This window comes from Nocardia sp. NPDC050713 (assembly GCF_040654315.1).
Lineage (GTDB): Bacteria > Actinomycetota > Actinomycetes > Mycobacteriales > Mycobacteriaceae > Nocardia.
This window is the reverse complement of record NZ_JBFAHS010000001.1, coordinates 648,619-667,432: the sequence shown is the minus strand read 5'-3', so window position 1 is coordinate 667,432 and position 18,814 is coordinate 648,619. Positions and strand designations below refer to the sequence as shown.

The following is an 18,814-nucleotide window of genomic DNA, read 5'->3' as shown; positions in this document are numbered from 1 at the left end:
TGCGAAAGGTGTGTGCCAGGCGCGCGCCTCACATAGCCACCGCCTATGTGAGGCGTGCGAAAGGTGTGTGCCAGGCGGCGTAGCTTCGGTGTCTCGTCGGTCGGGGCCGCTGGGTAACCTCGGCCGGGTGGGACGACGAGCGACGGTGGACCCGGCGGAGACCCGGGCGGCGGTGGCGGCGGTGAGTGCTTGGTTGCGTGATGAAGCCGCGGAGCAGCCCGCGCGGCCCGAGCTGGCGGCGGCGGTCAAGACGACCGTGCGCACGCTGGCCGCGAACGCGCCCGGCCATTCCGTCGAGGTGCGGGTGCCGCCGTTCGTCGCGGTGCAGTGCATCGAAGGGCCCCGCCACACTCGCGGCACCCCGCCCAACGTCGTCGAGACCGACCCGCGCACCTGGCTGCTGCTCGCCACCGGACTGCTCGATTTCGACACCGCCGTCTGCTCGGGAGCTCTCACCGCCTCCGGCAGCCGCGCCGCCGAGGTCGCGCATTGGCTGCCGATCCTGCGTCCGGCCGATGAGATGTGACGGGACCCAGGCGGCTCGTCCTGGTCGGCGTCGCTGCGTGTGGACACCGAATTCGCCTCGGCGCGCGGGGTAGGCCGTCGACCATCCGCCGGGCGAATGCCGCCCCGTCACCGCGGGAGGATCAGGCCGCCGCGGGCGCGGGCCGACCGCGATGCAGACCCTTGTAGTCGTAGTAGCGGGTGATGACCGCCCCGAGCACGAGCCCGATGACGAGCCCGGCCAGCGTCATCCAGAAGCCCCGCGTCAACCCCGCCGGTCCGCTGGCGTCGAAGTACAGGATCGACCGAACGGCCAGGAACACCTGGTGCATCGGCTCGAAATGGGCCAGCCAGCCGAAGTATTTGGGCGTCGCCTCGATCGGCACCGTGCCGCCCGACGAAGGCAAGCCGAGCACGATGAACAGGATCAGGTTCACCAGCAATCCCGCCGAGCCGATGGCCGCGAGGATCGACAGGCCGGTGATGCCGACCGCGATGATCGCGAACGCGCCGTAGAGGAACAGTGCCAGCGGATTGTCGAGCGGCATGCCGAGCGCCTTGGCCACCAGCATGTAGATCAGCGAGACGACGGTGCCCATGAGAATCATCACGCCCCACTTGAGCAGCAGGGTCTTGAACCGGGAGATCGGAGTGGGCGGGAAATGCACGTACCACGGGCCGTACTCGGTGGGCACGAAGCCGAGGTTGGCGTCCACCATGGTGTGGATCGTCATCGAGCCGATCACGCCCGCGAGCAGCAACAACAGGGCGTAGAAGAACGCGGTGAGACCCTGCCCGGTGTTGCTCGGCAGCGGGCGGTACTGCTCGACGATCAGTTGCAGCGGACTGGCCAGCGCGATACGGGTGGCTCCGCTGAGCTCGGGCGCCTGTCCGCCTTCGGGCGGTGTGAGCTGAGCCTCCACCTGCCGGGTCAGCTCCTGGCCTACCTGCTTGTTCACCTGGGGGAACGCCGTGTCGCCGACGCGGACGACGATCGAGGAGGCGTAGGTGCCCGCGCGCGGATTGGTCTGGAGCGTGATGATGGGCTGCTCGATATCGCCCGGCACCACGCTGCCGACGCCCAGGATGCCGAGCCGCTTGCTGAAGTCGCTGGGGATGATGATCGCGCCGTAGACCTTGCCGGACTGCATCTGCCGCTCGGCCTCGCTGATCCCGATGACCCGCAGATCGATCTGATCGGCGGGCACGGACTTGCGCAGCCCGTCGGCCACCTGGTCGCCGAAGTTCACCCGCCGTTCCTGACCCGGCGAGCCGAACGTCTCGCCGACATCCTGGTTGACCAGCGCGATCGGGAAGTCGTGCAGATTCTCTTCGGGATCGACCACGTAGGCCAGGTACATGATCCCGAGCAGCGTGGTCAGCAAGGTGAGCACGATCATGGGTGCGCCGACCATGCGCAGTAGCGAACGGCGGTCGAGCCGCCGAGCGTTCGGATCCGTCCCGCGGGTGCTGTCCGTAGTCGCCACTAATGGACGGTACCGCCGCGGCCGCGCGATTTCGGTGAATCGACACGGGATTGCTCCGGGGATGCGGTGGCCGTGATCGCGATCGAATTTTCACCCGTAGAATGACTGGTGCCCCCAGCCCGCCCGAACAGGGAGCAAACGGTGACCAACGCCGAAGTATCGGTCGACAACCTCGCAGCCACCCCCGATGAGGACGAGAACGAGCCACGCGAGGAGTGTGGTGTCTTCGGTGTCTGGGCGCCGAGCGAGGACGTGGCGAAGCTCACGTACTACGGCCTCTATGCGCTGCAACACCGCGGTCAGGAGGCGGCGGGCATCGCGGTCTCGGACGGTCAGCAGATCTTGGTCTTCAAGGATCTCGGGCTGGTCTCGCAGGTGTTCGACGAGCAGACGCTGGCCGCCATGCCGGGCCATATCGCCGTCGGCCACTGTCGCTACTCCACCACCGGCGGTGTGACGTGGGAGAACGCGCAGCCGATCTTCCGCACCACCGCGGTCGGCTCCGGACTCGCGCTGGGACACAACGGCAATCTGGTCAACACCGCCGAATTGGCAAGCCGGGCAAGGGAACTCGGACTGATCGGTAACCCGGTCTCCGGCGGCCGCCCGCAGCCGGTCGGCGCGACCTCGGACTCCGACGTGATGACCGCGCTGCTGGCGCACGCCGCCGCGGATTCCAGCATCGAGCAGGCCGCCATGAAGCTGCTTCCGACGCTGAAGGGCGCCTTCTGCTTGACCTTCATGGACGAGCACACCCTGTACGCGGCGCGCGACCCGCACGGCGTCCGTCCGCTGTGCCTGGGCAGGCTCGAGCGTGGCTGGGTCGTTGCCAGTGAGACGGCCGCCCTGGACATCGTCGGCGCGGCCTTCGTGCGCGAGATCGAACCGGGCGAACTGCTGGCGATCGACGCCGAGGGCGTTCGCTCCATGCGCTTCGCCAACCCCGAGCCCAAGGGCTGCGTCTTCGAGTACGTGTACCTGGCCAGGCCCGACTCCACCATCGCGGGCCGCTCGGTGCACGCCACCCGCGTCGAGATCGGCCGCAGGCTGGCCAAGGAGCGTCCGGTCGACGCCGACCTGGTGATCCCGGTGCCGGAATCGGGCACGCCCGCCGCCGTCGGTTACGCGCAGGGTTCCGGTGTGCCCTACGGGCAGGGCCTGATGAAGAACGCCTACGTGGGCCGCACCTTCATCCAGCCGAGTCAGACGATTCGTCAGCTGGGCATCCGGCTCAAGCTGAACCCGCTGCGCGAGGTGATCCGCGGCAAGCGGCTGATCGTGGTGGACGACTCGATCGTGCGCGGCAACACCCAGCGCGCCCTTGTGCGGATGCTGCGCGAGGCGGGCGCGCTGGAGATCCACGTGCGGATCGCCTCGCCGCCGGTGAAGTGGCCCTGCTTCTACGGCATCGACTTCGCCTCGCGCGCGGAGCTGATCGCCAACGGCGCGGGCGCCGACGACAGCTACGACGACATGGTCGAGAACGTCCGCCGCTCGATCGGCGCCGACAGCCTCGGTTACATCTCCACCGAGGGCATGATCGCCGCCACCGAGCAGCCGCGCACCCGCCTGTGCTCCGCGTGCTTCGACGGCAGCTACCCGATCCCGCTGCCGCAGGAGGCATCGATCGGCAAGAACCTGCTGGAGGGCATGCTGACGGGTCAGCCGGAGTCGGTGCTGCTGGGCGAGAACGCCAACGCGAGCGCGCTGAGCAGGCCGTAAGTCCGCTCGGCGCGGGAGGCGAGCCACCGCGCGAACGCGGCGTTCAGCTCCGCTTCGGTGGCGACCGCGGTGAAGACCGGTTCCCGGTCCACCTTCGGGATGCCACCTGTGCCAAGTGGTCGTAGACGTAGCGGATGAAACTGGCAGGTGCCGTTCTTTCGCACCTTCGGTGCGGCGGGCATCGTGGACGCCAGTCCTAGCTCGACCGCCCAGTTGCCGGTCGAACATCGCTGCCTCGGTACCGATTCCGAGTTCGGTTGCGGCGGCGACTCATCGGGGACGCGGGCGTCGATCGTGGTGGCGAGGTTTTCGGCGAACTCGCGCTGATCGGTTCGCGGCCCGCACTGCTTCGGTGCGAGGTACCTCCCGTGCGTCGTGTTCGATTCCCACGCGGGGCGCGTCGTGACGGGCACCCGGTATGCCGGGTGGTTTGGCGCGCGAGGGTTTGGCGCAGCACCGAAATGGGTAGCGCCGCAACGGTGTCCGTGGGCGTGACTTGGCCTGCTCGAGACGCCTCGACCTCGATCTTTCCGCGCACCTGGACATTTGACCGGGCGACGCCGGTGCGGCCGTGCATGGTTCGCGACGGGCGATGACAGCCCGGTGATTTTTCTTTGAAAACGCAATGTGCCGGAAATGGTTCGTGGGTACGGTCGCCAGCTATATCGAAAGTTCACCGCGTCCGGACCGGGCCTGTGATCCAGGTATCGCGGTGCGGCGCGCTCGAAGAAGTGGGGCCTGATGATGAGGGTTTCGAGGACGCCGGGCGGGCGTAGACGAGCGAAAGGCATTGCGGCGGTCGGGCTCATGGCGCTGGTCGCGTCGGTGCTCGCGGGTTGCGGTTCCGGACGGACGGGCGAGGGCGGTGACGGCGACGGGTTGATCGTCGGCACCACCGACAAGATCTTCTCGCTGGATCCGGCCGCCGCCTACGACAACGGATCGCTGGTCGCCGAGACGCAGATCTACCAGTACCTGCTGAATTTCGCGCCCGGCGACCCGACCCCGAAACCGGACGCCGCCGAGAAGTGCGAGTTCACCTCGCCGACGGTCTACACCTGCACCTTGCAGGCGGGATTGAAGTTCGCCAACGGAAACCCGTTGACCGCCAACAGCGTCAAGTTCTCCTTCGACCGCATGCTCGGTATCAACGACCCGAACGGTCCGGCCTCGCTGCTCGGCAATCTGGAGAAGACCGATGTGGTCGACGATCGCACCGTCGCCTTCACGCTGAAGGTCGCCAACGACCAGACCTTCCCGGCCATCCTGCCCACGCAGGCGGGGCCGATCGTGGACGAGCGGGTGTTCCCCGCCGACAAGGTGATGGCCGACGAGGACGTGGTGCGCGCCAAGGGCTACTCCGGCCCGTACACGATCACCAGCTACGACAAGAACAAGCTCGTCGAGTACCAGGCGTATCCGGACTATCGCGGCATCCTCGGCACCCCGAAGACGCCCCGCATCTCGGCGAAGTACTACGCCACCACCGACAACCTGAAGCTGGATCTGCAGAGCGGCGCGATCGACGCGGGCTACCGCTCGCTGACGCCGACCGATATCGAGGGGCTGCGCGCCAGCGACAAGGTCAAGGTGCTCGACGGTCCCGGCGGCGAGTTGCGCTACATCGTCTTCAACTTGAACACCATGCCCGGCGGTACGCCGGAGCAGAAGCTGGCGGTGCGCAAGGCGTTCGCGTCGTCGCTGGACCGGGCCGCGCTCGCCCGCGACGTCTACAAGGACACCTACGTTCCGGCGTATTCGTCCGTCCCGCAGGGTATTCCGGGCGCGGCGGAACCGTTCAAGGACATCTACGGCGCGGGTCCGAACAAGGATGCGGCCGCGAAGTTCCTCGCCGACGCGGGCGTCGCGACGCCGGTGGAACTCAATCTTCAGTACAACCCCGACCACTACGGCTCCAGCAGCGCCGAGGAATACAAGGCGATCAAGACGCAACTGGAAAGCACGGGTCTGTTCCGGGTGAATCTGCAGTCCACCGAATGGGTGAGCTACCAGAGGGAACGGGCGCGCGACGCCTACCCGCTGTACCAGTTCGGCTGGTTCCCCGACTTCCCGGACCCGGACAACTACCTCTCGCCGTTCTTCGGCCCGAACAACTTCCTCCAGTCGCACTTCGAGGATCCCGGCATCACCGCGCAACTCGTCGGTGAGTCGACCCAGCCGGACAAGGACCGCAGGCTCCAGCAGATCCAGCAGGTGCAGCGCGACCTGGCGCAGAACTTCCTGCCGATCGTTCCGCTGTTGTCCGGCAAGCAGATCGGCGTCGCGGGCACGGACGTCCAGGGCATGGAGCAGACGCTGGACCTGTCGTTCAAGTTCCGCTACACGGTCCTGAGCAAGTGAAGTCGGAGGGGACCGGGCCCGCGGCGATCGCGCCGCGGGCCCGGCGGTTCGCGCTGCCCCGGCGGGCGGCGGGCGGGGATTCGCGCGGGCTCGCCCTGGCCAGGTATCTGGGGGTGCGGCTGCTGCTCATCCCGGTGACGGCTTGGATTCTGGTGACCGCGGTGTTCTTCATGATGCGGGTGATCGGTGATCCGATCGAAGCCGCGCTGGGCGGGCGGCTGCCACCGGATCAGATCGAGCAGCGTCGGGAGGCCGCCGGACTGAACCGGCCGATCCTGGTGCAGTACTGGGAGTACCTGTCCGGCCTCGCGCGCGGCGACTTCGGGCAGACCCAGGACCACCGGTTGGTCGCCGACATCATCGCCACCCGCGGCGCGGCCACCCTGGAACTGGTGTGCTGGGCGCTGCTCGTCGCCTTCGCGATCGGTGTACCGCTCGGCAGATACGCTGCCACCAACCGAGATTCGGCCAGCGACGCCGCGCTGCGCCTGTTCGCCATCCTGGCCTACGCGGCGCCGGTGTTCTTCGTGGGACTGCTGCTCAAGCTGTTGTTCGCGGTGCGGCTCGGCTGGTTGCCGGTCTCCGGACGGGCCAGCGCCGACGTGGAATTGCGGCTACAGCACGTCTCGCCGAAGACCAACGTCATGGTGGTCGACGCGATCCTCTACGGCGACAACGCCTATCTGCTCGACGTGCTGAAACACGCTGTGCTGCCCGCGATCGCGCTCGGCCTGCTGACGGCGGGGGTGTTCCTGCGACTGGTGCGGATCAACCTCATCCAGACCCTGCGCAGCGACTACGTCGACGCGGCGCGGGCCCGCGGACTGTCCGCGCGGGTGGTGACCGGCCGACATGCCGTGCGCAACGCCATGATTCCGATCGTCACGGTGATGGGCATGTACATCGCCATGATGCTCGGCGGCGCGGTGCTCACCGAGATGACCTTCGAGTGGAAGGGTCTCGGCTTCGAACTCGCGGAATACCTCAAGGCTCGCGACTTCATGGCGGTGCAGGGCATCGTCGCGTTCATCGCGCTGGTCGTCGCCGTGATGAGTTTCGTGGTGGATGCCCTTGTCGCACTGATCGATCCGAGGGTGAGGTTCTGATGACCGCACCGGAATTGGTGACCGAACCCACCGCGGCGCTGGTACCGAGTCGACGCGGTCGGTTCGGCCTGCGGCTGTTCTCGATGACCGCCGGAATGCAGCGCGTCACGCTGATCCTCGGACTGGTGTTGATCGCGGGGTTCCTCTTCGTCGCGCTGTTCGCGCCTTTCCTCGCGCCCTACGGGCTGGCCCAGACCACCGAGAACGGCGTGGGTTTCGGCCAGTATCAACCGCCTTCGGCACAGCACTGGTTCGGTACGACCGTCGCGCAGGAGGACGTGTTCTCCCGGGTGCTCTACGGAGCGCGGACGGCGCTGTGGGTGATCGTGGTGTCGCTGGTGCTCTCGCTCTTCGTCGGCGTGCCGCTCGGGCTGGTCTCCGGGTACGCGGGGCGCTGGCTGGACCGGGTGCTGGTGACCGTCATGGACGCGCTGTACGCGTTCCCGACCCTGCTGCTGGCGATCGTGGTGTCGATCGTGGTCTCCGGCGGCGAGTCCAGCGGGTTCGGTGGTGTGCTCTCCGCGGCCGTGGCGATCACGACCATCTTCGTGCCGCAGTACTTCCGGGTGGTGCGCAATGCCACCGTCGCGGTGAAGCAGGAGCCGTACGTGGACGCCGCCCGGGTCACCGGCGCGTCGACGGTGCGAATTCTGTTCCGGCACATCCTCGCCAACGTCACCCAGTCGCTGCCGGTGATCATCACGCTCAACGGCGCCGAGGCGATTCTGACGCTGGCCGGGCTCGGCTTCCTCGGCTTCGGTGTCGAGTCCACCCAGGCGGCGGAATGGGGATTCGACCTGAACAAGTCGCTGGCGGCGGTATCCAACGGCATCTGGTGGACGGCGGTCTTTCCCGGCACCGCCATCGTGCTCGTCGTTCTCGGGATGACGCTGGTCGGCGAGAGCTTGAACGAGGTGCTCAACCCGCTGCTGCGCACCCGGCGCACCGCGGCGCCGGTCGCGGTGGGCAGTGATGTGGTGGTCGGCGCGACGGGGGAGCCGGAGATGCCCGTGGCGGAGGAAAGCGCCGAACCAGGTGCGGGAGAGAGTGATTCGAGTAGACGGGAGGGCGATCATGTCTGACGTGACCGAGGAGCGGCGGCCCGCGCTGTCCATCGAGGCACTGTCGGTCACCTTCGCCACCGACGCGGGCGCGGTGCACGCGGTGACCGACGTGTCCTACGAGGTGTTCCCCGGCGAGGTGCTCGCCATCGTGGGGGAGTCCGGCTCGGGCAAATCGGTGAGTTCGCGGACGGCGATGGGACTGCTGCCGTCGACCGCGCAGGTCCGCGGCCTGGTGACGCTCGGCACGCGGCAGGTCACCGGGATGTCCGAACGCCAGCTCACCGCGCTGCGCGGCGGGGCTATCTCGATGGTGTTCCAGGAACCGGGGCTCGCGCTGGACCCGCTGTTCACGGTCGGCTTCCAGATCGCCGAGGCGCTGCGGGCGCACACCGACCTGTCGCGCAAGGCTGCCAAGGCGCGTGCCGTGGAACTGCTGCGGTTGGTGGGTCTGCCCGAGCCCGAACACCGCGTCGACTACTACCCGCACCAGCTCTCCGGCGGGCAGAAGCAGCGCGTGGTGATCGCCATCGCCATCGCCTGCGAGCCCAAGGTGATCATCGCCGACGAGCCGACCACCGCACTCGACGTCACCGTCCAGGCCGAGATCCTGAACCTGCTGCGCGACCTACGCGACCGTATCGGCAGCGCGATCGTCCTCATCACCCACAACATGGGCGTGGTCGCGGACCTCGCGGACCGCGTCGTGGTGATGCGTGAGGGCCGGGTTGTCGAAGAGGCGCCCGTCGAGGACCTCTTCGCCCGACCGAAGGCGGACTACACCCGCGCCCTCCTCGCGGCGGTCCCGCACCTGGGCGCGCGTGGCGGGAAAAGTGGTGGGAGCGTCGAGTTCGGGGAGCGTGCGCCGGTGCTCGAGGTGCGCGATTTGGTTGTGGAGTTCCCCGGACCCATCGGACGTCCGCGGTTCCGAGCGGTGGACGGGGTGAGCCTGTCCATCGCCGCGGGCGAGACACTGGGGTTGGTGGGGGAGTCGGGGTCCGGCAAGTCCACCATCGGGCGATGCGTCGCGGCGTTGCAGCGGCCGACGTCCGGGGCGGTGCGGGTGCGCGGCCAGGACATCGCGGGTCTCTCGCAGCGGCGGCTGCGGCCGATCCGGCGGCGGTTCGGTTTCGTGTTCCAGGATCCGGCCAGCTCGCTGAATCCCCGGATGACTGTGGGCGATTGCGTCGCCGAACCCATGATCGTGCACAAGGTCGGCAAATCCGAGGCGATCCGCGCCAAGGTGCGCTCTCTGCTCGACGACGTCCGCCTGCCCGCGGGCGTCGAACGCCGCTACCCGCACGAGCTGTCCGGCGGCCAACGCCAGCGTGCCAGCCTGGCCCGAGCGCTCGCGCTGGACCCGGACCTGCTCGTCGCCGACGAACCGACCAGCGCGCTGGACGTCTCGGTGCAAGCCGCCGTCCTGGAACTGTTCGCCCAACTCCAACGCGAATGCGGCTGGGCCTGCCTGTTCATCAGCCACGACCTCGCCGTCGTCGACCAGCTCGCCGACCGCATCGTGGTCCTGCGCGACGGCGCGGTGGTCGAGCAGGGCGACCGCGACGCCATCCTGCGGAACCCGAGAGAGGAGTACACCCGCCGCTTGGTCGCCGCCGTTCCGGTACCGGACCCGGTCGAACAACGCCGACGCCGCGCCGAGGCCGCGACCCTGTTCGCCTCGGAGGCGGCGGAGTGAGCCATCGGCCATCGAAGCCGCACCGCTCGTCACCCCAGCTGTTCGACGGAGCCGCGCGTTGTCGAGGCGAGGGAGCCCGTTTGTCTCTCGACCTCGCCGGAGCGCACCGCGCCAACTCGGCGCCGCGTGAAGGGAGCTGTTCGCACCGAAGCCAACGGAGCGAGCCACCTCATCTCGATGCCTCGAACACCCGCCCGTTGCCCGCGAACCGGGCAGAATGATCAGCGGAACAGAATCGAAACGTGACGACTGATTTCGCAAGGATCCGGGTAACTCGTCGGGTACGCCCAGAACTCGACCCCAACCCGACCGGCGGCCCGGCGTCACAGTCTCGCGGCACCGACGACCGGCGAGAAACGCGGAGAGGCGGATGAGCTAGCGTGAGCAGGCATCTATCCGCCGATTCGGTTTGGAGCTTTCCCCGAAAATGACTGAACAGACCCCCACTGGTGGTGCCTCGTACGCCGCGGCAGGCGTGGACATCGAGGCAGGTGACCGCGCAGTCGAGTTGTTCGGGCCATTGGCGAAGAAGGCCACCCGTCCCGAGGTCCAGGGTGGGCTGGGCGGCTTCGCCGGATTGTTCGCGCTCAAGGGCGGCTATCGTGAGCCGCTGCTCGCCGCCTCGACCGACGGCGTCGGCACCAAGATCGCGGTCGCGCAGGCTATGGACAAGCACGACACCGTCGGTCTCGACTTGGTCGCGATGGTCGTCGACGACTTGGTCGTCTGCGGCGCCGAGCCGCTGTTCCTGCAGGATTACATCGCCATCGGCAAGGTCGTCCCGGAGAAGGTCGCCGAGCTGGTCTCCGGCATCGCCGAGGGCTGCGTGCGCGCGGGCTGCGCGCTGCTCGGTGGCGAGACCGCGGAGCACCCGGGTCTGATGGATCCCGACGACTACGACCTGTCCGCGACCGGCGTCGGCGTTGTCGAGGCCGACTCGGTGCTCGGCCCGGATCGCGTGCGTCCCGGCGACGTGGTGATCGCCATGGGTTCGTCGGGTCTGCACTCCAACGGCTACAGCCTGGCGCGCAAGGTGCTGCTCGACATCGACCGGATGTCGCTGACCGGGCACGTGGAGGAATTCGGCCGCACCCTCGGCGAGGAGCTGCTCGAGCCGACCCGCATCTACGCCAAGGACTGCCTCGCGCTGGTCGCCGAGACCGACGTGCGCACCTTCGCGCACGTCACCGGTGGCGGACTTGCGGCGAACCTGGCCCGCGTCATCCCGGCGGGCATGGTGGCCGAGCTGGACCGCGGCACCTGGAATCCGGCGCCGGTGTTCAAGATGATCGCCCAGCGCGGCCGGGTGGAGCGGGCCGAGATGGAGAAGACGTTCAACATGGGCGTCGGCATGGTCGCCGTCGTCGCTCCGGAGGACGTCGACCGCGCCCTCGCGGTGCTCACCGCCCGGCACATCGAGTGCTGGACCCTCGGCACCGTGAAGAAGGCCAAGGAGTCCGACGCCGCCCGCGCCGTGTTGCTCGGCGAGCACCCGCGGTTCTGATCAGTCCGTCGGCGGCCGATCGCTTCGGTGATCGGCCGCCGGAGTTTTTGGTTCCTGCCTCGCCGCGCGCGGACCGGCGCGACTCACCGGTGACGGCGAACAACCAGCTCACACGAGATCAGCGTCCCGCATCCATGGATGCGGGACGCTGATCTCGTTGTATGGCAAGCCTCTAAGGCGATGTCCGTGTCTCGATGGCAACGATCGAAGGGGGAGGCCCGGACGGCCTCCCCCTTCGTCACGCCTGATCCGAGTCAGCGGCGCCAGTCGTCGTAGTCGTCGTCCTCGTCCCAACGGGACGAGGGTACGTCCGCGTCGTGCTCATCGGACAGCACACCGCCACTGCGTTGGGTGGTAGGGCTTCCCGAGAGCTCACGCTGAAGGCTCGCGAAGTCGGTCGGCGCTGAGCTGTACTTCAGCTCGCGTGCGACCTTGGTCTGCTTTGCCTTAGCCCGGCCACGGCCCATGGCTGACCCCCTCGCGTCACTGCGGGGCGGCCTGGGGTTTGTTGGCGGCCCCGTTCGAATTAATACTCTTCCTGACAGACACTTTAGCGTGTGTCCGGCGGTCGCGCTTCCAGGAGTGGGGGAAGAGCTGCCGAACGAACCCCGTTTGCCCGGTTGTCGCCGTGTGTCCTGGCTCTTAGAGTACGCCGGGAATTGTCCGGATCACCCCGACTCGAGCGCCGCCGCCGAGCACCGGTTGGGCCGCCAATTCGGTGTGCGCCTCGGTCCAGTCGACGCCCATCCGTTGCAGAATCGCCAGCGTCAGGGGCATCCGCGCGCGGTCGTGCCCGTCGTCGATCTTGTACGCGAAAGCCCTTCCGTCGGGCAACGCGCCCGCGTGCACCCCGTCGGCCCCGATCTTGCAGATCAGGCCAGGGGTGGCCGCCATGGCCAGCAAATCGGGCGCGTTCGTGCCCGAAATCACTCGCGGATGGGCGCGGATGGCGTCGGCGACCCGGCGCGGCGGGGTGCCGGGCTCGGCGGTGGCCATGGTCGCGAAGGCGCGGGCCAGGTTCATCAGCGAGACCGGGATGATGGGCAGGCCGCAGCCGTCGATGCCGAGATCGGTCTCCGGTTCGCCGGTGAGCTCGGTGATGTTCGCGATCACCGCCCGCTGCAAGGGGTGGGTCTCGTCGAGGTAGCCCTCGGTCGGCCAGCCGTTGATCGCGCAGGTCGCCAACATCGCGGCGTGCTTGCCGGAGCAGTTCATGTAGATCCGGCGCGGTTCGTCAGCGGTCAGCGCGGCGGCGCGGGCCCGCTCCTCGAACGGCAGGTCGGGCGGGCACTCCAGCGCCTTCTCGGGGAAGCCGAACCGGTCGAGCAGCCGCTGGACCAAGGCGACGTGGTCGGGCTCACCGAAGTGCGAGGCGGTGGCGATGGCCAGCTCGGCCTCGTCGACCGGCTCGAAACCATTGCGCAGCAAGGTGATCGCCTGCATCGGCTTGTTGGTCGAGCGCGGGAAGATCGGCACGTGCACCTCGCCGAGCTGGTGCGTGGGCTCGCCGTGGGCGTCGAGGATCACCAGGGATCCGCGGTGCACGCATTCGCGGAACCCGGAGCGGACGACCTCGACGAGTTCGACACTCATGCCTGCGCCTCGCTGGCGCTCGGCTCCGGCATGCGTGTCGCACGCTGGCACATGATTCGCTCACTCCGTTCGCTCATGCCTGCGCCTCGCTGGCGCTCGGCTCCGGCATGCGCGAAGCGCGCTGGCACATGATTCGCTCACGCCGTTCGCTCATAGCGCCCCCTCGGTCGACAGTTCGCCGCGCCGTTCGGCGGCGCGGGCGGCGTTGGCGGATCGACGGGCGTGCCGGTCGATCTGCATCCGGATGTCGTCGGAGACGGTGGTCTCGTGCTCGAGCAGGGTGGCGAGCCGCTCCATGTCGTTGCCGGTGAACACGTCGCGCACGGTGATGCCGTGCTCCGGGACGTGCACCACCTCGACCGGATCACCGGCGCCGATCGTGCCCTCGGTGAGAACGCGCAGATAGGCGCCGGTGTCGCTGCGCAGCGTGAAGCGTTTGACCCACTGCGCCTCGCCGGACCAGTGCTGGAAGGTGGCACACGGGACGCGGGGCGCGCTCACTTCGAGCAGGGTGTCGCCGATCGCCCAGCGGGCGCCGATCACCGCGTCGCTCACGGCCAGTCCGCTGATGCGCAGGTTCTCGCCGAACCAGCCCGCGGGCAGCTCCCTGCCGAGTTCGTCACCCCAGCGCCGCGCGTCGTGCTCGGCGTATGCGTAGACCGCCTGGTGCACGCCGCCGTGATGCTTGGTGTCGCAGACGTGATCGCCGTCCAGGCCGAGAGCGCGCACGCCGACGCGGCCCGCGACGGGTCGCTTGTCGATGGCGGTGCGGCCGACCCTGGTCGGCACCTCCAGATCGGCGTGCACCACGCAGACCGCGAGCACGCGGGCGGTGTCATCGCTGCGCATCGGCGCCGCTCCCTTCGTCGTGTGGATGGGGATCGCGAGGCTCGGCGTCGAGCGAGTTCGGGCGGATCACCGTCCGCGCAGCCGGTCGACGGCGAGACGACCGGCCTGCGGCGTGTCGTCGTGCGGGACCGAATCGGGATCGATGGAGGCGGCGGACGGACCAGCGACCAGCGCGGTGTCGGCGGGGATCGCGCGCTTGATCAAGGCCAGCGCGATCGGGCCGAACTCGTAGTGGTCGACGACGGTGCCGAGCCTGCCGACGGCGCGGCCGCCCGCGGTGACGTCGGTGCCGGGTGTGGGCCGCTCGTCGGCGGACCCGTCCAGGTGCAGCAGAACCAGGTGGCGCGGCGGTTTGCCGAGGTTGTGCACCCGGGCCACGGTTTCCTGGCCGCGGTAGCAGCCCTTGTCCAGGTGCACGGCGCCATGTTCGTCGGGACCGCCGATCCAGCGCGCCTCGTGCGGGATGGTGCGGTCGTCGGTGTCGAGGCCGATGCGCGGACGCAGCGCGGTCACCCGCAGCGCCTCGAAGGCCCACATGCCCGCCGGTTCGGCGCCCGCTTCGGTGAGCTTGCCCCACCATTCGGTCAGCCGCTCGCGGGGAATCACCAGGTCGAAGGAGTCGGCGGTCGGCCACGGCATACGGCGCAGGAAACCGCCGCTGGGCAGCGGAACGGCCGCGTAGGTGTCGGGCAGCTCGGCCACGCCGAGGGCGGCGGTCAGTTCGCGCACGCGCGGACCGAGCAGGCTCAGCACCGCGTGGTCGGTGGCCTCGCGCGGTTGGGCGTCGGCCCAGAACACCATCTTGCGCAGGAAGTCGAGCAGGGCCGGGCCGTGGTCGGCCTCGGTATCGATCCAGACCGTGCCGTCCAGATCGGTGAGCACGAAGTGGTGCTGCACGCGACCGTTGAGATCGAGATCCAGATTCTCCGCCGAGTGCCCGTCGGCCAGGTTCGCCACGTGCTGGCTGGAAATGGTGTGCAGCCAGGTCAGGCGCTCGGCGCCGGTGATGGACAGGACGAAACGGTGCGAGCGATCGATGACCGCGACGCGTTCGGCGGCGGCCCGTTGTTCACCGAAGGGATTGCCGTAGTGCCACGCCACGGCGGCGTCCTGGGTGCCGGGCGGACCCGCGACGGCGCCCGGAACGGATAGGACAGGGCTGGGTGCATCGACCACGGACACGTCTCCACTTTAGTGGCACGGCCGGACGGCGGTCCGGGCACTGCCGAAGCCAGCAGGTCCGCGACGCGCGCGCCCGCGGGTTTCGACGCGCGCGCCCGCGGGTTTCACGGCGTGGCAAACATAGGCAAGGGCAGCGCATACCGCCTACGCTCGACGCATGGTAGATCGGGTTCTTGTCACACTGGACGGCGTCGTCCAGGATCCGGACGCGCCGTTGCTGTTCGCCGACGACATCGGGGTGCTGCGCGGCGACGGCGTCTTCGAAACGGTGCTGGTGCGCGGTGGAAACGCGTGCGCGCTCGATTTCCACCTCGGCAGGCTACGGCGCTCGGCGCAGGCGCTGGAACTGCCGGAACCCGAACTGAGCCGCTGGCGCGAGGCCGCCGAAACCGCCGCCAAGGAGTGGGGCACCGAGGACGAGGGCATCATGCGGCTGGTGCTGACCCGCGGTCGCGACAGCGAGCTGTCCGGCGCGCGCTCCAGCGTCAAGTCGGGCGATCTCGCCGCGGCGGTTCCGGTGCCGACCTCCTACGTGCTGGTGATGCCGGTGCCCGAGCGGGTGGCGAAGGCGCGCACGGAGGGCGTCTCGGTGGTGACGCTGCCGCGCGGTATCTCCATCGATCTGGCCCAGGCCGCGCCGTGGCAGCTGCTCGGCGCGAAAACCCTGTCCTACGCGACGAATATGGCCGCGCTGCGGTTCGCGCACCGGATGGGCGCCGACGACGTGATCTTCACCAGCACCGAGAACCGGGTGCTGGAGGGTCCGCGCTCCACGGTGGTGATCGCGCGCGACAAGAAGCTGATCACCCCGCCCGCGAAGAACGGTGTGCTGCCCGGCGTCACCCAACGCGCGCTGTTCGCGGAGGCGCAGAAGGCGGGCTGGACGTGCACCTACGAATTGCTCTTCACCGCGGATCTGCTGACCTGCGACAGCGTCTGGATGATGTCCAGCATCAGCCTTGCCGCGCGGGTGAATTCGCTGGACGGTTTGCGGATGTCCGCGCCGGACAACGCGCAGGAGATCATCGACCTGGTCGATCGCGGTATCGATCGGGCGGGTGCCGTCGGGGATTGGTGAGGTGACGTCCGCCTCTTCGGGGCGGACGACCTTCGCTTTGTCGAGGGCCGTGTCCTAACGCACGTTGATTGCCGAACCCCGGCACGTAGCATTTACTACGACATGTCGTAGACGGTTGCTGGAGGGTCGGATGAGTGTGCTGGACATCTCGCGTTGGCAGTTCGGTATCACGACCGTCTACCACTTCGTGTTCGTCCCGCTGACCATCGGGCTCGCCCCGCTCGTCGCGGGTATGCAGACCGCCTGGGTGATCACCGGCAAGGAACACTGGTACCGGCTGACGAAATTCTTCGGCAAGCTGTTCCTGATCAACTTCGCGCTCGGCGTCGCCACCGGCATCGTGCAGGAATTCCAGTTCGGCATGAACTGGAGCGAGTACTCCCGCTTCGTCGGCGACGTGTTCGGCGCGCCGCTCGCGCTCGAGGCGCTGGTCGCCTTCTTCCTCGAGTCGACCTTCATCGGTCTGTGGATCTTCGGCTGGACACGACTGCCGAAACTGTTGCACCTCGGCGCGATCTGGATGGTCGCGATCGGCGTGAACGCCTCGGCGTATTTCATCGTCGCCGCCAACTCGTTCATGCAGCACCCGGTCGGCGCGCGATACAACCCGGAACGCGGGCGCGCGGAGCTGACCAGCATCTGGGAGGTGCTCACCAACAACACGACGCTGGCGGCCTTCCCGCACGTGGTCGCGGGCTCGTTCCTCACCGCGGGCACCTTCGTCGCGGGCATCGCTGGCTGGTGGATGGTGCGCAACGCGCGCAGCGGCGACCCGGAGAAGGCGGCCGAGGCGCGCACCATGTGGCGCTCGGGCGGGCGCGCGGGCATGTGGGTGATCGTGGTCTCGGGTCTCGCGCTGGTGCTCAGCGGCGACGTCCAGGGCAAGCTGATGTTCGAGCAGCAGCCGATGAAGATGGCCTCGGCGGAATCGTTGTGCCACACCGCGACCGATCCGCACTTCTCGGTGCTCACCGTCGGCACGCACAACAACTGCGACAGCGTCACCCACGTCATCGAGGTGCCGTACGTGCTGCCGTACCTGGCCAAGGGCGAGTTCAGCGACGTCACGCTCGACGGTGTGCAAGATCTGCAGAAGGCTTACATCGAAAAGTTCGGTCCTGGCGACTACCGGCCCAACCTCTTCGTCACCTACTGGTCCTTCCGCGCGATGATCGGCCTCGCCGCGGGCTCGATGCTGCTCGTTCTCGCCGGGCTGTGGCTCACCAGGCGCGGCCGGGTGCCGGACCAGCGCTGGTACTCGTGGCTGAGTTTGCTGGCCATCCCGACGCCGTTCCTCGCGAACAGCGCGGGCTGGGTGTTCACCGAGATGGGCCGGCAGCCGTGGGTCGTGGTGCCGAATCCGACCGGCGACCCCGCCCTGCGGATGACCGTTCAGCAGGGTGTCTCGGACCACTCGGCGGGCACCGTGATCACCTCGCTGGTGGTGTTCACCCTGCTCTACGGCGTGCTCGCGGTGGTGTGGTTCTACCTGATGCGGCGGTACGTGATCGCCGGGCCGGAGCAACCGCACGCGCACGAACCGGAGGGCCCGGACGACGCGGGCGGCCCCGGTGAGCGCAAGCGCGCCGAAGAACCTGCCGTCGAACAGCTTTCGTTCGCGTACTGAGGAGCCCGACGATGAGTCTGCAAGAGTTCTGGTTCGTCCTGATCGGCGTCCTGTTCACCGGCTACTTCGTGCTGGAGGGTTTCGACTTCGGCGTCGGCATGCTGATGCCGATCCTCGGCAAGGGCAGCGACACCCGGCGGCGCGTGGTGCTCAACACCATCGGCCCGGTGTGGGACGGCAACGAGGTGTGGCTGATCACCGCGGCGGGCGCGATGTTCGCGGCGTTCCCCGAGTGGTACGCGAGCCTGTTCTCCGGTTTCTACTTCGTGCTGCTGCTGATCCTGATCGCGCTGATCCTGCGCATCTGCGCCATCGAATACCGCGCCAAGATCGACGATCCGGTCTGGCGGGCGCGCTGCGACATCGGTATCGGCATCGGCTCCTGGCTACCGGCGTTCGCGTGGGGCTGGGTGTTCGCCAACATCGTGCGCGGTGTGCCGCTGGACGAGGAGAAGCAGATCGTCGGCACGGTGGCGGACCTGTTCAGCCCGTACGCGCTGCTCGGCGCGCTGACCACCGGCCTGCTGTTCCTGCTGCACGGCGCGATCTTCGTCAACCTCAAGACCGGCGGCGAGGTGCGGGCCGACTCGGTGCGCATCGCGCGCCTGCTGCTCGCCCCGACCGCGCTCGTCGTCGGCGGGTTCGGCCTGTGGACGCAGCTGGCCTACGGGGCCGGGTGGACCTGGATCGCGTTGGGCGTCGCGGCTTTCGGGCTCGTGGTCGCGGCGGTCGCGGTATTCGCCGAACGCGACGGGTGGGCGTTCACCGGAACCACCTTCGCCATCGCGGCCGCGACGGTGCTGCTGTTCGGCTCGCTGTTCCCGAACGTGTTGCCTTCCACCATCAGCGACGCATTCCACCTCACCATCGACAACGCGTCGTCGACGCCGTACACGCTGAAGGTGATGAGCTGGGCGGCGGTGATCGTCACGCCGGTGGTGCTCGGCTACCAAGGCTGGACCTACTGGGTCTTCCGCAAACGCCTGACGGTGGACCACATTCCGGGGCACATCGGCCTGCCGCTGAGGCCGGGCAAGGACTGAC

At 68.4% G+C, this 18,814-nt stretch carries 16 protein-coding genes; 10 read left to right on the top strand and 6 right to left on the bottom strand.

Annotation, left to right across the window (positions count from 1 at the left end; translation table 11 throughout):
* Positions 1–127: 127 nt before the first annotated feature.
* Positions 128–526, top strand: coding sequence for a sterol carrier family protein (locus AB0H49_RS02525; RefSeq protein ID WP_357246265.1), 399 nt, complete (start codon positions 128–130; stop codon positions 524–526).
* Between the two features lie 121 nt (positions 527–647).
* Here the strand turns inward: AB0H49_RS02525 and AB0H49_RS02520 are convergent, their stop codons facing one another.
* A complete protein-coding gene (locus tag AB0H49_RS02520; RefSeq protein ID WP_357246610.1) occupies positions 648–1,919 on the bottom strand; it encodes an ABC transporter permease in 1,272 nt (423 codons plus the stop codon).
* Positions 1,920–2,132: 213 nt separating this feature from the next.
* Between AB0H49_RS02520 and purF the strand changes: the two genes are divergently transcribed.
* Entirely contained in the window at positions 2,133–3,713 is a 1,581-nt protein-coding gene (gene purF, locus AB0H49_RS02515; protein WP_355000317.1) for an amidophosphoribosyltransferase, read from the top strand.
* Here the strand turns inward: purF and AB0H49_RS02510 are convergent.
* Complete coding sequence (locus AB0H49_RS02510) at positions 3,653–3,805, bottom strand: hypothetical protein (RefSeq protein WP_357246262.1); 153 nt, start codon at positions 3,803–3,805, stop codon at positions 3,653–3,655. The genes purF and AB0H49_RS02510 overlap by 61 nt on opposite strands.
* A 715-nt stretch (positions 3,806–4,520) precedes the next feature.
* Here AB0H49_RS02510 and AB0H49_RS02505 point away from each other — a divergent pair.
* The 5 genes from AB0H49_RS02505 (at position 4,521) to purM (ending at position 11,441) form a co-directional block, all read left to right on the top strand.
* Positions 4,521–6,074 (top strand): ABC transporter substrate-binding protein, encoded by a 1,554-nt coding sequence (locus tag AB0H49_RS02505; RefSeq protein WP_357246259.1) that lies wholly within the window; start codon positions 4,521–4,523, stop codon positions 6,072–6,074.
* Between the two features lie 95 nt (positions 6,075–6,169).
* Complete coding sequence (locus tag AB0H49_RS02500; protein WP_357246607.1) at positions 6,170–7,180, top strand: ABC transporter permease; 1,011 nt, start codon at positions 6,170–6,172, stop codon at positions 7,178–7,180.
* An 83-nt stretch (positions 7,181–7,263) separates the two neighbouring features.
* Positions 7,264–8,262 (top strand): ABC transporter permease, encoded by a 999-nt coding sequence (locus AB0H49_RS02495; RefSeq protein WP_357246604.1) that lies wholly within the window; start codon positions 7,264–7,266, stop codon positions 8,260–8,262.
* A complete protein-coding gene (locus AB0H49_RS02490) occupies positions 8,255–9,937 on the top strand; it encodes an ABC transporter ATP-binding protein (RefSeq protein ID WP_357246256.1) in 1,683 nt (560 codons plus the stop codon). Before AB0H49_RS02495 ends, AB0H49_RS02490 begins: the two co-directional genes overlap by 8 nt.
* A gap of 427 nt (positions 9,938–10,364) precedes the next feature.
* Entirely contained in the window at positions 10,365–11,441 is a 1,077-nt protein-coding gene (gene purM, locus AB0H49_RS02485) for a phosphoribosylformylglycinamidine cyclo-ligase (protein ID WP_355000313.1), read from the top strand.
* Between the two features lie 254 nt (positions 11,442–11,695).
* Here the strand turns inward: purM and AB0H49_RS02480 are convergent, their stop codons facing one another.
* The 4 genes from AB0H49_RS02480 to AB0H49_RS02465 all read right to left on the bottom strand — a co-directional run bounded on the left by AB0H49_RS02480 (position 11,696) and on the right by AB0H49_RS02465 (position 15,065).
* Positions 11,696–11,908, bottom strand: a complete 213-nt coding sequence (locus AB0H49_RS02480; protein ID WP_068055885.1) for a DUF3073 domain-containing protein — start codon at positions 11,906–11,908, stop codon at positions 11,696–11,698.
* A gap of 175 nt (positions 11,909–12,083) precedes the next feature.
* Complete coding sequence (locus AB0H49_RS02475; RefSeq protein WP_357246252.1) at positions 12,084–13,034, bottom strand: asparaginase; 951 nt, start codon at positions 13,032–13,034, stop codon at positions 12,084–12,086.
* A gap of 150 nt (positions 13,035–13,184) precedes the next feature.
* A complete protein-coding gene (locus AB0H49_RS02470; RefSeq protein ID WP_357246249.1) occupies positions 13,185–13,883 on the bottom strand; it encodes an MOSC domain-containing protein in 699 nt (232 codons plus the stop codon).
* Positions 13,884–13,949: 66 nt separating this feature from the next.
* Complete coding sequence (locus tag AB0H49_RS02465; RefSeq protein WP_357246246.1) at positions 13,950–15,065, bottom strand: folate-binding protein; 1,116 nt, start codon at positions 15,063–15,065, stop codon at positions 13,950–13,952.
* 157 nt (positions 15,066–15,222) lie between these two features.
* Here AB0H49_RS02465 and AB0H49_RS02460 point away from each other — a divergent pair, with 157 nt between their 5' ends.
* The 3 genes from AB0H49_RS02460 (at position 15,223) to cydB (ending at position 18,813) form a co-directional block, all read left to right on the top strand.
* Complete coding sequence (locus AB0H49_RS02460) at positions 15,223–16,143, top strand: aminodeoxychorismate lyase (protein WP_357246243.1); 921 nt, start codon at positions 15,223–15,225, stop codon at positions 16,141–16,143.
* 130 nt (positions 16,144–16,273) lie between these two features.
* On the top strand, positions 16,274–17,770 hold the full coding sequence (locus AB0H49_RS02455; protein WP_355000308.1) for a cytochrome ubiquinol oxidase subunit I: 1,497 nt from the start codon (positions 16,274–16,276) through the stop codon (positions 17,768–17,770).
* A gap of 11 nt (positions 17,771–17,781) precedes the next feature.
* The gene (gene cydB, locus AB0H49_RS02450; RefSeq protein WP_355000307.1) at positions 17,782–18,813 is read left to right on the top strand and encodes a cytochrome d ubiquinol oxidase subunit II; all 1,032 of its coding nucleotides are present in this window, start codon (positions 17,782–17,784) and stop codon (positions 18,811–18,813) included.
* The last annotated feature ends 1 nt before the right edge of the window (position 18,814 follow it).